Source organism: Caldimonas brevitalea (genome assembly GCF_001017435.1).
Taxonomy (GTDB): Bacteria; Pseudomonadota; Gammaproteobacteria; order Burkholderiales; family Burkholderiaceae_C; genus Caldimonas; species Caldimonas brevitalea.
The window spans coordinates 2,586,060-2,599,650 of the sequence record NZ_CP011371.1 but is presented as its reverse complement, the minus strand read 5'-3'; the positions used below and the strand labels follow the sequence as shown (position 1 = coordinate 2,599,650).

The 13,591-nt window shown below is 68.0% G+C and carries 10 protein-coding genes and 1 tRNA gene; 5 read left to right on the top strand and 6 right to left on the bottom strand.

Annotated elements, in window-relative coordinates; all coding sequences use genetic code 11:
- Positions 1–16: 16 nt before the first annotated feature.
- On the bottom strand, positions 17–895 hold the full coding sequence (tsf, locus tag AAW51_RS11545; RefSeq protein WP_047194739.1) for a translation elongation factor Ts: 879 nt from the start codon (positions 893–895) through the stop codon (positions 17–19).
- A gap of 115 nt (positions 896–1,010) precedes the next feature.
- Positions 1,011–1,760 carry a 30S ribosomal protein S2 gene (gene rpsB / locus AAW51_RS11540; RefSeq protein ID WP_047194738.1) on the bottom strand — a complete coding sequence of 250 codons (750 nt, stop codon included), beginning with the start codon at positions 1,758–1,760 and terminating at the stop codon, positions 1,011–1,013.
- A 283-nt stretch (positions 1,761–2,043) separates the two neighbouring features.
- Between rpsB and AAW51_RS11535 the strand changes: the two genes are divergently transcribed.
- The 4 genes from AAW51_RS11535 (at position 2,044) to AAW51_RS11515 (ending at position 8,088) form a co-directional block, all read left to right on the top strand.
- Positions 2,044–3,408 (top strand): amidase, encoded by a 1,365-nt coding sequence (locus AAW51_RS11535; protein ID WP_047194737.1) that lies wholly within the window; start codon positions 2,044–2,046, stop codon positions 3,406–3,408.
- Complete coding sequence (locus AAW51_RS11530; protein WP_083438232.1) at positions 3,405–4,718, top strand: FAD-dependent oxidoreductase; 1,314 nt, start codon at positions 3,405–3,407, stop codon at positions 4,716–4,718. Before AAW51_RS11535 ends, AAW51_RS11530 begins: the two co-directional genes overlap by 4 nt.
- 463 nt (positions 4,719–5,181) lie before the next feature.
- Positions 5,182–6,405: an alkaline phosphatase PhoX gene (locus tag AAW51_RS11520; protein WP_047194735.1), complete on the top strand. Its 1,224-nt coding sequence runs from the start codon at positions 5,182–5,184 to the stop codon at positions 6,403–6,405.
- Between the two features lie 90 nt (positions 6,406–6,495).
- Complete coding sequence (locus AAW51_RS11515) at positions 6,496–8,088, top strand: NAD(P)H-hydrate dehydratase (protein ID WP_083438231.1); 1,593 nt, start codon at positions 6,496–6,498, stop codon at positions 8,086–8,088.
- A gap of 125 nt (positions 8,089–8,213) precedes the next feature.
- Here the strand turns inward: AAW51_RS11515 and AAW51_RS11510 are convergent, their stop codons facing one another.
- Positions 8,214–8,582, bottom strand: coding sequence for a hypothetical protein (locus tag AAW51_RS11510; RefSeq protein WP_047194734.1), 369 nt, complete (start codon positions 8,580–8,582; stop codon positions 8,214–8,216).
- Positions 8,583–8,752: 170 nt separating this feature from the next.
- Positions 8,753–10,942 carry a ribonuclease R gene (gene rnr / locus AAW51_RS11505; protein ID WP_047194733.1) on the bottom strand — a complete coding sequence of 730 codons (2,190 nt, stop codon included), beginning with the start codon at positions 10,940–10,942 and terminating at the stop codon, positions 8,753–8,755.
- 101 nt (positions 10,943–11,043) lie between these two features.
- Between rnr and AAW51_RS11500 the strand changes: the two genes are divergently transcribed.
- Positions 11,044–11,128: transfer RNA gene (locus tag AAW51_RS11500), tRNA-Leu, on the top strand.
- A 522-nt stretch (positions 11,129–11,650) separates the two neighbouring features.
- Here AAW51_RS11500 and AAW51_RS11495 read toward each other — a convergent pair.
- Positions 11,651–12,172 carry a phosphoribosyltransferase gene (locus AAW51_RS11495; RefSeq protein ID WP_047194732.1) on the bottom strand — a complete coding sequence of 174 codons (522 nt, stop codon included), beginning with the start codon at positions 12,170–12,172 and terminating at the stop codon, positions 11,651–11,653.
- Between the two features lie 76 nt (positions 12,173–12,248).
- Positions 12,249–13,580, bottom strand: a complete 1,332-nt coding sequence (locus tag AAW51_RS11490; RefSeq protein ID WP_047194731.1) for an adenylosuccinate synthase — start codon at positions 13,578–13,580, stop codon at positions 12,249–12,251.
- Positions 13,581–13,591: the final 11 nt, after the last annotated feature.

Below are 13,591 nucleotides of genomic sequence, written 5' to 3'. Positions count from 1 at the left end.
AGGGGATGGCGCGGGCTTACTGGCCCTTGGCAGCAGCGACCTGGGCCGCCACTTCGGCAGCGAAGTCGTCCTGCTTCTTCTCGATGCCTTCGCCGACGACGAACAGCGTGAAGCCCTTCACCGTGGTGTTGGCAGCCTTGAGCATCTGCTCGACGGTCTGCTTGTCGTTCTTCACGAAGGGCTGGTTGAACAGCGACACTTCCTTCAGGTACTTCTGCACCGAGCCTTCGACCATCTTGGCGACGATGTCAGCGGGCTTGCCGGACTCGGCCGCCTTCTGCTGGGCGATCGAGCGCTCTTTCTCGATCAGGTCGGCCGGCACCTGGTCCGACGACAGCGACACCGGCTTCATCGCCGCGACGTGCATCGCGACGTCCTTGGCGGCAACGTCGTCACCGGTGTACTCGACCATCACGCCGATGCGGGTGCCGTGCAGATAGCTGACCAGCTTGCTGTCGCCAGAGAAGCGCTTGAAGCGGCGGATCGCCATGTTCTCGCCGATCTTGCCGATCAGCGTCGAACGGGTGGCCTCGACGGTCGTGCCGTTCAGCTCGAGCGCCGACAGCGCGGCGACGTCGGCCGGGTTCTGCTTCGCGATCATCTCGGCCAGGGTCTTGCCGAAGGCCAGGAAGTCGTCGTTCTTGGAAACGAAGTCGGTCTCGCAGTTCAACTCGATCAGCGCGCCGGTGCTACCGTCGATGTAGGCCGCCACGATGCCCTCCGCGGTGACGCGCGAGGCCGCCTTGCTGGCCTTGTTGCCCAGCTTGACGCGCAGGATCTCTTCAGCCTTGGCCAGGTCGCCGTCCGCTTCGGTCAGCGCCTTCTTGCACTCCATCATCGGCGCGTCGGTCTTCGCGCGGAGTTCGGCCACCATGCTTGCGGTAATTGCGGGCATTTCGTATCTCCAGTTCTCTCAACAGGCTGCGGGCGCCTTGCGCCCGCCAACAAATTCGAATCGTGCTGAAAAAAAGGGGCTGAAGCAGCCCCCTCTTTCAGCGCCGAGGACGGGCTCAAGCGGCTTCGTTGACTTCCACGAATTCGTCTTCACCGCCACCCGAGGCGGCTTGCACCACGTCGTTGACGGCGTTGGCCTTGCCTTCGAGCACGGCGTCGGCGACGGCGCGGGCGTACAGGGCCACGGCCTTCGACGAGTCGTCATTGCCGGGGATCACGTAGTCGATCTCGGCCGGCGAGTGGTTGCTGTCGACCACGCCGATGACCGGAATGCCCAGCTTCTTGGCTTCTGCGACGGCGATCTTGTGATAGCCGACGTCGATCACGAACAGCGCGTCGGGCAGCGCGTTCATGTCCTGGATGCCGCCGATGTCCTTCTCGAGCTTGGCGATCTCGCGTTGGAACATCAGGCCTTCCTTCTTGTTCATCTGCTCGAGGCCGCCCTCGACCTGGGCCTGCATGTCCTTGAGCTTCTTGAGGGAGGTCTTGACCGTCTTGAAGTTGGTCAGCATGCCGCCCAGCCAGCGCTGGTCGACATAGGGCATGCCGGCGCGCTGGGCTTCCTGCGCGACGAATTCACGCGCCTGGCGCTTGGTGCCGACCATCAGGATGGTGCCGCGGCGAGCCGACAGCTGGCGCACGAACTTCATGGCGTCCTCGAAAAGCGGCAGCGTCTTCTCGAGGTTGATGATGTGGATCTTGTTGCGATGGCCGAAGATATACGGGGCCATCTTGGGGTTCCAGAAGCGGGTCTGGTGACCGAAGTGGACACCGGCTTCCAGCATTTCACGCATGGTGACGGGCATAACTGCTCCAAAGGTTAGGTCTAAAATCCGGCGCACATTGCAACCGCTCTTGCGGGCTGCAACACCTTCACACGGCCGGGTTCGCGATTTGCTTACCTGCCCCGTCACAGACAGTCGCTGCTGCGTCTCGCTCTCCGTCTGCACGTCGCTCCGGCCTATCGTCTGAGATATCGCCTGAGCAGCTGGCCCAACAGGAGTACGGATGCCGCAACGGCCGCCGATTCGGACGAGGGGGTGTAGAAGAACCCCGTCCAGGTAAACCCGAAGAGTATAACAGGCTCCAATGCACCCCGACCTCACCTCGGTTCGCGACGCCCTCCTCGCGGGCCGCGAAAGCGCTGCCGAATGGCTGGACCGCGCACGCGCTGCGGCTGCCCTGCCGGCCAGCCGACACGCGTTCTTACGTCATTTCTGGCCCCAGGCGGAAGCGGCCGCGCAGGCGGCAGACCACGCCCGTGCAGCCGGCGTACCGCTGCCCCCTCTCGCCGGCCTGGCCGTCAGCATCAAGGATTTGTTCGACGTGGCGGGACACCCGACCACCGCAGGCTCGATCGTCCTGCCCGCAGACCGTCCTGCAGAGCGGGACGCGGCGGCCGTGGCCCGGCTGCGTCGCGCCGGCGCGGCGCTCGTGGGCCACACCAACATGACCGAGTTCGCGTTTTCCGGCGTGGGCTGGAATCCGCATCACGGCACGCCGGCCAACCCGGTCACCGCGGCGCTCGACCCCGCCACGCCGCGCATCCCCGGCGGCTCCAGCTCGGGCGCCGCGGTGTCGGTGAGCACAGGTGCCGCATGGGCGGCGCTCGGATCCGACACCGGCGGCTCGATCCGCGTGCCGGCTGCCCTCCAGGGACTGGTCGGTTTCAAGAACACGGCCCGGCTGACGCCGCTGGACGGCGCCGTGCCGCTGTCGACCACACTCGACACCGCCTGTGCCATCACCCACTCGGTGCGCGACGCGGTCTTGCTCCACGAGGTGCTGGCCGACCGGCGCGTCGCCCTCTCCTGCCGCCCGCTGTCCGGCTGGCGCCTTGCGGTGGTGCGCACGACCTTGCTCGACGGCCTGGACACCACGGTGGCCGCGGCCTTCGAGCGCACCCTCGCCACGCTGCGGCGCCAAGGTGCCCGGGTGGAGGAACTCGAGCTGAGCCACATCGAGCAGCTGAGCCAGATCCAGTCGAGCGGCGGCTTTGCTGCGGCGGAGAGCTGGTCATGGCACCGTCGGCGCCTGGCGACCGAGCGCCACCGCTACGACCCACGCGTGGCGCAGCGCATCGAGCGCGGTGCGGCCATGAGTGCCGCGGACTACATCGACCTGCAGCAGGCGCGCTCGGCGTGGATCGCCTCGATGCAGCAAACGTTGAACGGCTACGACGCACTGCTGTCGCCCACCGTGCCCATCGTGGCGCCGCCGTTGGCGTCAATCACCGACGACGACGCCGAGTTCTTCCGCGTCAACGCCCTGCTGCTGCGCAACCCCTCGGTCGTGAACATGCTCGACGGCTGCGCACTGTCGTTGCCGTGCCACGGCCCGGACGAGTTGCCGGTCGGCCTGATGGTGTGGTCGACCGCCTTGCGTGACGACACCGTGCTCGACGTCTCCCTTGCCATCGAGGCGGCCTTGCAGCACGCCGGGAGCAGGCCATGATGCGGGTTGCCGTGATCGGGGCCGGCATCGCCGGCGTCACCGCTGCCCATGCTCTGGCATCGCAAGGCCACCATGTGACCGTTTATGAACGGCGCAGCAGCGTGGCGGCGGAAGCCAGTTTTGCCCAGCTCGGGCTGGTGGCGCCGAGCCTCACCGGGCCGGGCCCTTTCGACGGCGCGCCGCCGCTGACCGAGCGGGGTGGGCGCTGGGGGCTGCGGCCGGAGGCCCATTTACGCCCCGGCTGGGACACCGCCGCGTGGCGCTGGCTTTGGCAAGCGCGACAGGCGGTGGCGCCGAGCCGTCGCGCGGCGGCGCACAAAAGCCTCGGCGAGCTGGCGCGCTACGGTCAGCAGCATCTGCGCAAGGTGGTGGTGGGCCACAAGCTCGACTACGAGCGCGCCGAAGGCCATCTGGTGCTGCTATCGCGCAGCAGCCAACTGTCCGAAGCGCAGCAGAGCTTGCTCGAACTGAAGGCGCGCGGCATCGAGGCCCGGGTGCTGGATCCGACCGCCTGCCGCGTCATCGAGCCGGCGCTGCCGCTGAATGCCAACATCGCCGGCGGCCTCTACCTGCCCAATGACGAAGTGGGCAACTGCCGGCAGTTCGCCCACCTGCTGAAAGAGGTGGCCGAACGCATGGGCGTGGAGTTCCGCTTCTCGACCGAAGTGATCGAGGTCATGCCGGGTGAACGCCCCTCGTTGCGCAGCATCACCTTGCAGTCGACCACGGCGTTCATGTCGAGCCGCCACGTCGCCGCCGCGCGGGAAGCCGCGCGCGACGCACGGGAGGCCTACGACGCGGTGCTGTTGTGCGCCGGCGTCCAGGCCGCGCCCTTGCTGCAGCAGCTTGGGCTGCGCCTGCCCCTGTTGCCGGTCTACGGCTACTCCATCACCGCGAGCCTGCGCGACCTCGACCGCGGGCCGCGCGCGGCCGTGACCGACGCGCAGCACGGCGTGTCGATCGCGCGCCTGGGCCAGCGTGTCCGCGTGGCCGGCGGCATCGAGATCGGCACAGCCGCGCACGAGCATCACGAAGCCCGCTTGCGACCGCTCTACCAGGCCTTGGACCGCTGGTTCCCCGGTTCGGCGCAGAAGAACCACGCGCAGGCCTGGAAAGGCGCGACCCCGGCCTTGCCGGACGGCATGCCGGTGCTGGGGCAGAGCGACGCCCCCGGCGTGTGGCTCAACCTCGGCCATGGCACGCAGGGCTGGGCCTTGTCATGCGGCGCCGCCCGGCTGTTGGCCGACCGCATCGCCGGCCGCGAGCCTGACCTGCCGCTGGCCGCCTTTGAACTGCGGCGGCTGCGCTGACGCGGCAGCGGCAAGATCGCGCGGCCCCGAACGACGGTTTGCCTGGTGAGCGTCGCAACGGCGCGCCCGGCTACCGGCCGCAGGACCACGCCGGCGACCACGCCGCTTTCGTGCTCGATACGGAAGGCAACAACCTCGAGGCCCTGTTCCACGACCGCACGCGCGGGGCACCTGGTTGACCGACAAGCGCCAAGCTGTCATCAGCACAGCGCGCATGCGCTCCTCATGCCCCGATCGCGCACCCTGCTCACGGCGGGCCTCACCCGCCACCTCGAGCCCGCATTTCGATACACGGCGACGCTTCGATCATGACAGTCTGCCCCACGCGCTGCAGGGTTTCGGCACGGTCCCGTCACACGACCTCGACACACTGCCCCAGCCCGGAATCCCCGCGGCGCCCGCGCTGCCGCCGCACCGCACACCGCGCACGACGGCAGGCTCTCCACTCCCAGATCGAAAGCCCATGAGCGACTTGTTCGAGACCCCTTCCCACGACCGTCGCGCGTTCCTGCGCACCTCGCTGTTGACCGGCGGCCTGCTCGCGATCGGCAGCCCCACGGCCTGGGCCAGCGGCCTGCCCGCGGTGCCGGCCAACCCGCGCGTCGACGGCCAACTGCTGCGCATCGTCGGCGCCGGCGGTTTCGGTGAACTGCTGCCACCCAACGCCGACGGTTTGCGCCTGCCGGCCGGCTTCACCTCGCGCGTGATCGCGCGCACCGGCCTGCGCGTCGGGTCGACGTCGTATGTCTGGCATGGCGCCCCGGACGGTGGCGCGACCTTCCCGAGCACCGACGGCGGGTGGATCTACGTCTCGAACTCCGAGCGTGCACTGGGCGCAGGCGGCGTCAGTGCGATCGACTTCGACGCCACGGGCGCCATCCGCAAGGCCTACCGCATCTGCAGCCATACCAACCGCAACTGTGCCGGCGGGCCGACGCCGTGGGGCACCTGGCTGACCTGCGAAGAAACCGACCGCGGCCGTGTCTACGAGTGCGACCCGACCGGCGAACGGCCGGCGGTGGCGCGCGACGCACTGGGCTGGTTCGATCATGAGGCCGTCACGGTGGACACCACCACCGGCTACCTGTACCTGACCGAAGACAAGGCCGACGGCCGCCTCTACCGTTTCCGGCCGACCCAACCGGGCCGTCTCGACGCCGGCACGCTGGAAGTGGCACGCCGCGTCGGCACTGGCGCGCCTTATGCGCTGCAGTGGTTGCCGGTGCCGTCGCCGAACCCGCGCACCTTCGGTCTCCGCACCCGCCGGCAAGTGCCCGACAGCAGCGCCTTCAACGGCGGTGAAGGCATCTGGTACCACCAGGGCACGGTCTACTTCACGACCAAGGGCGACAACCGCGTGTGGGCCTTGCACACCGCCAGCGACCGGCTCGACATCGTCTACGACGCCGCCACCGCTGCCGACCCGGTGCTGTCGGGCGTCGACAACCTGGTGGTGTCCCGTCGCGGTGAGGTGTATGTGGCCGAGGACGGTGGCAGCATGCAGGTGGTGGTCATTGCGCCCGACGGCAAGGTGGCCCCGCTGCTCAAGGTCGAGGGTCAGGATGACTCGGAGATCACCGGGCCGGCCTTCAGCCCCGACGGCAGCCGGTTGTATTTCAGCTCCCAGCGGGGCAGCTTCGGCTTCGGCATCACCTACGAGGTGAGCGGGCCTTTCATGTCCATGTGAACGGCCTGGAGGCAGGTGCCCATGGCGGCAGCGGTTCGCCAGGACGACTGCGCTGCACGCAGGCCTGGCGCCTAGCGTTATCGTTGCACCATGAACTCACCCGACCTGCAGGCCCTGCCCGTCGACCCGCCGCCCTCGGCACCGCGGCTGCGCCGCATCCTGCCACCAGGGGCTGGCAGCACCGGCTCGTGGCCCTTGTATGGCCGCGACGACAGTCGCGCCGTCGAAGCAGCCGCACATCCGGCATTGCCACCCCACACCCTGATGCGCAGGGCCGGCGAGGCCAGCGCGCGACTCGCCCTCGCGATGGCGCCGCATGCACGACGGGTGTGGGTTGCGGCCGGGCCAGGCAACAACGGCGGCGACGGACTGGAAGCGGCGCTGCGGCTCACGCAGGCCGGTAAGTCGGTCAGCGTCAGCTTGCTGGCCGATCCCGACCGACTGCCGGCGGACGCGGCAGCCGCCTTGCAGCGCGCCCGGGCGGCCGGGGTGGTGGTCACCCCGGGCGACCCGGCAGCCTTGCCGTCCGCCGCCCCTGCTGACCTCGCCATCGACGCCTTGCTGGGTCTGGGCAGCAGCAGCCGCCGCCGTCCGGAAGGTCTGCTCGCCAGCGCTGTGGCGCAGCTGCGCGCATGGCCCGGCCCGGTGCTGGCCCTGGACCTGCCGACCGGCCTCGACGCGGAGACCGGCCAGCCGGTGGGCGGTGACATCGCCACCTGCGTCCGGGCCACCCATACCCTCGCCCTGCTGACGCTCAAGCCCGGCTTGTTCACCGGGCACGGCCGCGACCTCGCCGGCACCGTGTGGTTCGACGATCTCGGTGTGACCCCCCGCCTCGACCCGCTTGCCGAGTTGAGCGGCGAGGCTGCCGCGCTCGCCCTGCTGCCGCCACGCGCCCACGCGCAGCACAAGGGCAGCTTCGGCGACGTGTTGGTGGTGGGCGGCGCGCCGAGCATGACGGGGGCGGCGCTGCTGGCGGCACGGGCCGCCCTCGCCGCCGGCGCGGGACGCGTCTACACGGCGCTGCTCGACCCGGCCGCCCTGCGCCACGATGCACTCGCACCCGAGTTGATGTTTCGCGAGCCGGGTGCATTCGAGCGGATGGACGCGACGTCGTTGACCGTCGTCTGCGGCTGCGGGGGCGGCGACGCGGTGGCGGCCGTCCTGCCCGGCGTGCTGGAGCGGGCGGCTCGCGTGGTGCTGGATGCCGACGCCCTCAACCAGGTGGCGGCCGACACCCAACTCGCACATCTCCTGCGGGCGCGCTCGGCGCAAGGCCTCGCGACGATCCTGACACCACACCCATTGGAAGCCGCTCGCCTGTTGGGCTGCACCACGCAGGAGGTCCAGGCGGACCGGCTGCAGGCGGCCGTGCGGCTCGCCGAACGGCTCACCTGCACGGTGGTCTTGAAAGGCTCGGGCAGTGTCGTGGCGGCACCGGGCAGACGTCCCGCCGTCAACGGCAGCGGCAACGCCGCGCTCGCCAGCGCCGGCACTGGCGATGTGCTGGCCGGCTGGCTGGGGGGCCGCTGGGCCCAAGGCCTGGAGGCCCGCGATGCCGCGGTGCTGGCGGTGTACGAACATGGCGCGGCGGCCGACCGGTGGCTGGCCCTCGGACGAGACACCCGGGGCCCGTTGTCGGCCAGTGCGCTTATCGGTGTGCTGGGCCGGGCCGTCGGGTAGCGGCTGGGGCGAGTGTCAGTGCGAACGGTCGGAGGGCGGGCTCGGACCGGCGCAGGCGCTGGACGGGCCTAAAGACGTTGAATGGGCCGCCCCGCAGGACAACGTCGAGCACGTGCTCAGGTACCTCAACCAGCGCCGAGCGAACCGGATGGCAGATCAGTGGCGGCAGCACCTGGCAGACCGCGTCGCTCGGCACTGCTTCGCTTCGTGAGTGACCCGAACGATGAGATCGAACATTTCTGTCGCAACGCCTCCAGACGCCCCCGCTGCACCGCCAGGTAGAAGCCGAGCGCGATCAGCGCGTGGAGCCCTGCCGCCGCAATGCCCTCGGCACTGCGGATGGTCTCGGCGTCGATCCAGCGCTGATGGAGCCACGACCAGCCGATGGCGCTGACGAGGCAGAGAAAGCACCAAAGAAAAATGGTGCCGAGGATGTCCATGACGTCCTGGAAATCAAGGGCGGCGGGAGCTTCCGGTTTGCCTAAGTGTTGCACCTTGTTGTTCCATGCAGGTTCACCGAAGCATGAAGGGTGCCACCGATCCCTCAGGGGAGGGATCCCCCGTAAGGGGGACTCGAACATGCAGCAAACGACGTCTCGGGACCAGAGGCCGCACGACATGTGCGACACGCCCTGGACTCCGAATGGGGGTCGCTCTCGCCCTCTCAAGACCGCCGTGAGCGCGCCTTTTTCGCGGCGCTCTTGGCCGCCTGCAGCGGGTGCGCCTTGGCACCACCCCCGCGCTTGCCGCCCGTGCTGCCCTTGCCAGCCGCCCGCCCGCGCGCCTTCACTTCACGGTCGGCCTCCTGCACGCCCTTGAGTTCGGCCTGCTTGCCACCGCCCTTGTCGCGCATCGCGCGCGAGATGAGGCGCTCGTCTTCGGTCTCGCGCACCATGCGGAAGTCGATCTTGCGGCCGTCGAGGTCGACACGGCTGACCTGCACCCGCACCCGCCCACCCACGGCATAGCGCACCCCGGTGCGCTCGCCACGCAGTTCCTGGCGCACTTCGTCGAAGCGGTAGTACTCGCCCCCCAGCTCGGTGATGTGCACCAGGCCTTCGACGTACAAGGCGTCGAGCTGCACAAACAACCCGAAGGTCGTGACCGCGCTGATCGTGCCGCTGTACTCCTCGCCGAGGTGCTCGCGCATGAACTTGCACTTGAGCCAGGCTTCGACGTCACGCGAGGCTTCGTCGGCGCGCCGCTCGCAGGTGCTGCAATGGATGCCAGCGGCTTCCCACTGCGCAGTCTCGTGCGCGGGCGTCTTGCGGCTGCGCTTGGGCGCTTCTTCGCTCGGCACACCGCCCAGCGTGTAGCGCTTGCCCAGCAGCAAGGCCTTGATGACCCGGTGCACCAGCAGATCAGGATAGCGGCGGATCGGGCTGGTGAAGTGCGTATAGGCCTCGTAGGCCAGCCCGAAGTGGCCGCTGTTGGCCGGCGTATAGATGGCTTGCTGCATCGAGCGCAGCAGCATGGTGTGGATCTGCTGGGCGTCGGGCCGCTCCTTGGTGGCCTGCGCCAGCGCCTGGAACTCGGCCGGCTTGGGATCGTCGCTGATGCCCATGCCGATGCCCAGCGCCTTCAGATAGTTCTGCAAGATCGTGCGCTTCTCGGGCGTCGGGCCTTCGTGCACGCGAAACAGCGCCGGATGGTTGGCGCGGGCGATGAAGTCGGCCGAGCAGACGTTGGCCGCCAGCATCGACTCTTCGATCAGACGGTGGGCCTCGTTGCGCACCCGCGGCACGATCTTCTCGATGCGGCCGTTGTCGTCGCAGACGATCTGCGTTTCGGTGGTCTCGAAGTCGACCGCACCGCGCTCGGCCCGCTGGCGCAGCAGCGCGCGGTAGACCTCGTGCAGGTGCAGCAGATGGGGCACCAGCTCACGACGGCGTTCGGCCTCGGGGCCTCGGGTGTTGCCGAGGATGGCGGCCACTTCGGTATACGTGAAGCGGGCATGCGAGCGCATCACCGCCGGGAAGAACTGGTAGGCGTGAAGCTCACCCTTGGCGTTGATCAGCATGTCGCAGACCATCGCCAGCCGGTCTTCGTCCGGGTTCAACGAACACAGTCCGTTGGACAGCTTCTCGGGCAGCATGGGAATCACGCGGCGCGGGAAGTAGACCGAGGTGGCGCGCTCATAAGCGTCGACGTCCAGCGGCTCGCCGGGCTTCACATAGTGGCTGACGTCGGCGATCGCCACCACCAGGCGCCAACCCTTGGTGCGGCCGACCTTGGCGGGCTCGCAGTAAACGGCATCGTCGAAATCGCGCGCGTCTTCGCCGTCGATGGTCACGAGGGGAACGTCGCGCAGGTCGATGCGGTGCTTGCAGTCGGCGGTGCGGATGCTGTCGGGCAGCTTGGCGGCCTGGGCCAGCGTTTCGGGCGAGAACTGATGCGGCACTTCGTATTTGCGCACCGCGATCTCGATCTCCATGCCCGGGTCGTCGATCTCGCCGAGCACCTCGGTGACACGGCCCACCGGTTGCGAATACAGCGACGGCGGCTCGGTCAGTTCGACCGCCACCACCTGCCCGGCTTGCGCGTCGAGGATGGCGTTTTTCGGAATCAGGATGTCCTGGCCGTAGCGCTTGTCTTCCGGCGCCACGATCCAGGCGCCACTCTCGTGCAAGAGGCGGCCGATGATGGGCGACTTCTTGCGCTCCAGGATCTCGAGCACACGGCCTTCGGGCCGTCCGCGCCGGTCGTAGCGGATGATGCGCACGCGGACCCGGTCGCGGTGCAGGACGGCGCGCATTTCCTGCGGCGAGAGATAAACATCGGCTTCACGATTGTCCCGCAGCAAGAAGCCGTGGCCATCGCGGTGGCCTTGAACTGTGCCTTCGACTTCGCTCATCAGAGCGCCCGTCGCGGGGGGGCTTGCAGAGTTTGAATTTTTGATGATAGAATTTCCTTCTGTTCGGTGCAGAGCTTAACAAACAAGTTCAACACCGCATAGCCCAGGTGGCGGAATTGGTAGACGCACTAGTTTCAGGTACTAGCGGGTAACTCCGTGGAGGTTCGAGTCCTCTCCTGGGCACCAGACACAAAAGCCTCGTATCGCAAGATACGGGGCTTTTTTGTTGGCCGGCGTACCTTAGTGTGTCGTCGAGCAGCAGGGCTCGTGGTGCGTCGTCGAGCACTAGGGCTCCAAGGGCGAGAGAGTCGGCTGCGGCTGACATCGAAAACGGCTTGTGTAGCGAGCATGTCCGAAAGACACGGAAGCGACCGAGCTGACACGCACGTCGTCGCGCGCGCTGCCCCGGTGGCGGCAGGGGCCGAAAGCCTCCTGCTGCTGCCTGAGCGTCGATTGTGCGCGACGCTCGGATGTCGCTCAAGTCACGACCCTGCCTGCATACGGCGTGCCGAAGCGGTGCCCTCCTTCAAGCGGCGCCCTCCTTCCTCACCCGGCACCTCCGCGCGCGGTGACGCCGCTGGCCCGCCAATCAGCGTTGTTCTGCTGCGGCCCGAATGACAACAGGGCTGGGCCCCTCTTGCAAGCGGCACCAGCCCTGTTGTCGTCGTCAGCCCCGATCGCGCAGCAGCAGCGACCGCCGAGCTGGCATCACACTTCGTACTTCTTGGCCAAGCCCTCGGGCCGCAGCGCGTCGTAATCCTCGAAGGGTTGATGGATCCAGGGGCTGGTGGGCAGGTTCTCGACGAAATAGTCGGGCGTGTAGGTCGACACGCCCTTCACCCAGATCACCGCCGAGCGCAGTTCGCGGATCGAAGGCGTGCCGCGCAGGCGCTCGACCACCGCGCGCAGCGTGATGCCGGAGTCGGCCAGGTCGTCGACCAGCAGCACGCGTCCGGCCAACTCGCCCTTGGGCATCGTGATGTACTTGGCCATGTCGAGCCGGCCCTGGATCGTGCCCGCCTCGGCCCGGTAAGAACTGGTCGACATGATGGCCAAAGGCTTGTCGAACACGCGCGACAGGATGTCGCCGGGGCGCATGCCACCACGGGCCAGGCACAGGATTTGGTCGAACTGCCACCCCGAGTTGTGCACCTTGAGCGCGAGGCGCTCGATGAGCATGTGGTACTCGTCCCAGGAGACGTAGAGATGTTTGCCGTCGTCGGTCAGCATGCGAATTCCTAATGCGGGCTAAAACGTCTTGAGCACAGGCGTCGTGCGGCGTACGGATCGATGGGCCGGCCCCGCGTCACGCCTTGTACGGGTGACGCAGCAGGATGGTGTGGTCGCGGTCCGGGCCGGTCGACACCATGTCTATCGGCGCGCCGACGATTTCCTGAACCCTTTCGAGGTAACGACGTGCATTGAGCGGCAATTGCTCCCACTGCGTCACGCCGGCGGTGCTGTCGCTCCAACCCGGAAAGCTTTCGTAGATCGGCCGGCAGGCCACGATGTCATCGGCATCCAACGGCAAGATGTCGACACGTTCGGCGCCGAGTTGGTAGCCCACGCACACCTGGATCTCGCTCAGGCCGTCGAGCACGTCGAGCTTGGTGATGCACAGGCCCGACACGCCGTTGATCAGGATCGAACGCTTCAGGGCTGCGGCGTCGAGCCAGCCGCAACGACGCGCGCGGCCGGTCACCGTGCCCCGCTCCTGGCCCACGGTCGACAGGTGGTGACCGATCGTGCCCGCCTCGTCGATCGGCAACTCGGTCGGGAACGGGCCGCTCCCCACACGGGTGGTATAGGCCTTGGTGATGCCGAGGATGTAGTGCAGCTTGTCGGGGCCGACGCCGGAGCCGGCCGCCGCGTTGCCCGCGACGCAGTTGCTCGACGTGACGTAGGGATAGGTGCCGTGATCGATGTCCAGCAGCGTGCCTTGCGCGCCTTCGAACAGCACGTTGGCGCCGCGCTGGTTGATCTCGGCGATGCGCACGCCGACGTCGGCGAGCATGGGCTTGAGCTGCTCGGCCACCTTCATGGCGTGGTCGAAGATCGGTTGGAACTCGAGCGCCTCGGCGTGCAGGTAGCCCTTCAGCACGAAGTTGTGCAGCTCCAGCAGCTCGCGCAGCTTCTTCGCGAAACGCTCGGGATGCTTCAGGTCCTGCACCCGCAGCGCACGCCGGGCCACCTTGTCTTCATAGGCAGGGCCGATGCCCTTGCCGGTGGTGCCGATCTTGCCGGCACCGCTCGACTCCCGCAGCGCCTCGCGGGCACGGTCGATCTCGACGTGGAACGGCAGGATCAGCGGGCACGACTCGCTGATGAACAGGCGCGAGCGCACCTCCAGACCGGCGGCTTCGAGCCGCTCGATCTCGAGCAGCAGATGCGACGGGTCGACCACCACACCATTGCCGATGTAGCAGGCCACGCCGTCGCGCATGATGCCCGACGGGATCAGCTGCAGCGCGGTCTTCTTGCCCTTGATGACCAGCGTATGGCCGGCGTTGTGCCCCCCCTGGAAGCGCACCACGCCACCCGCGTGGTCGGTCAACCAGTCCACCACCTTGCCCTTGCCTTCGTCACCCCACTGGGTGCCGATCACGACGACGTTGCGCCCACGGTCTTGCTGCGTCATGGAAACGTTCC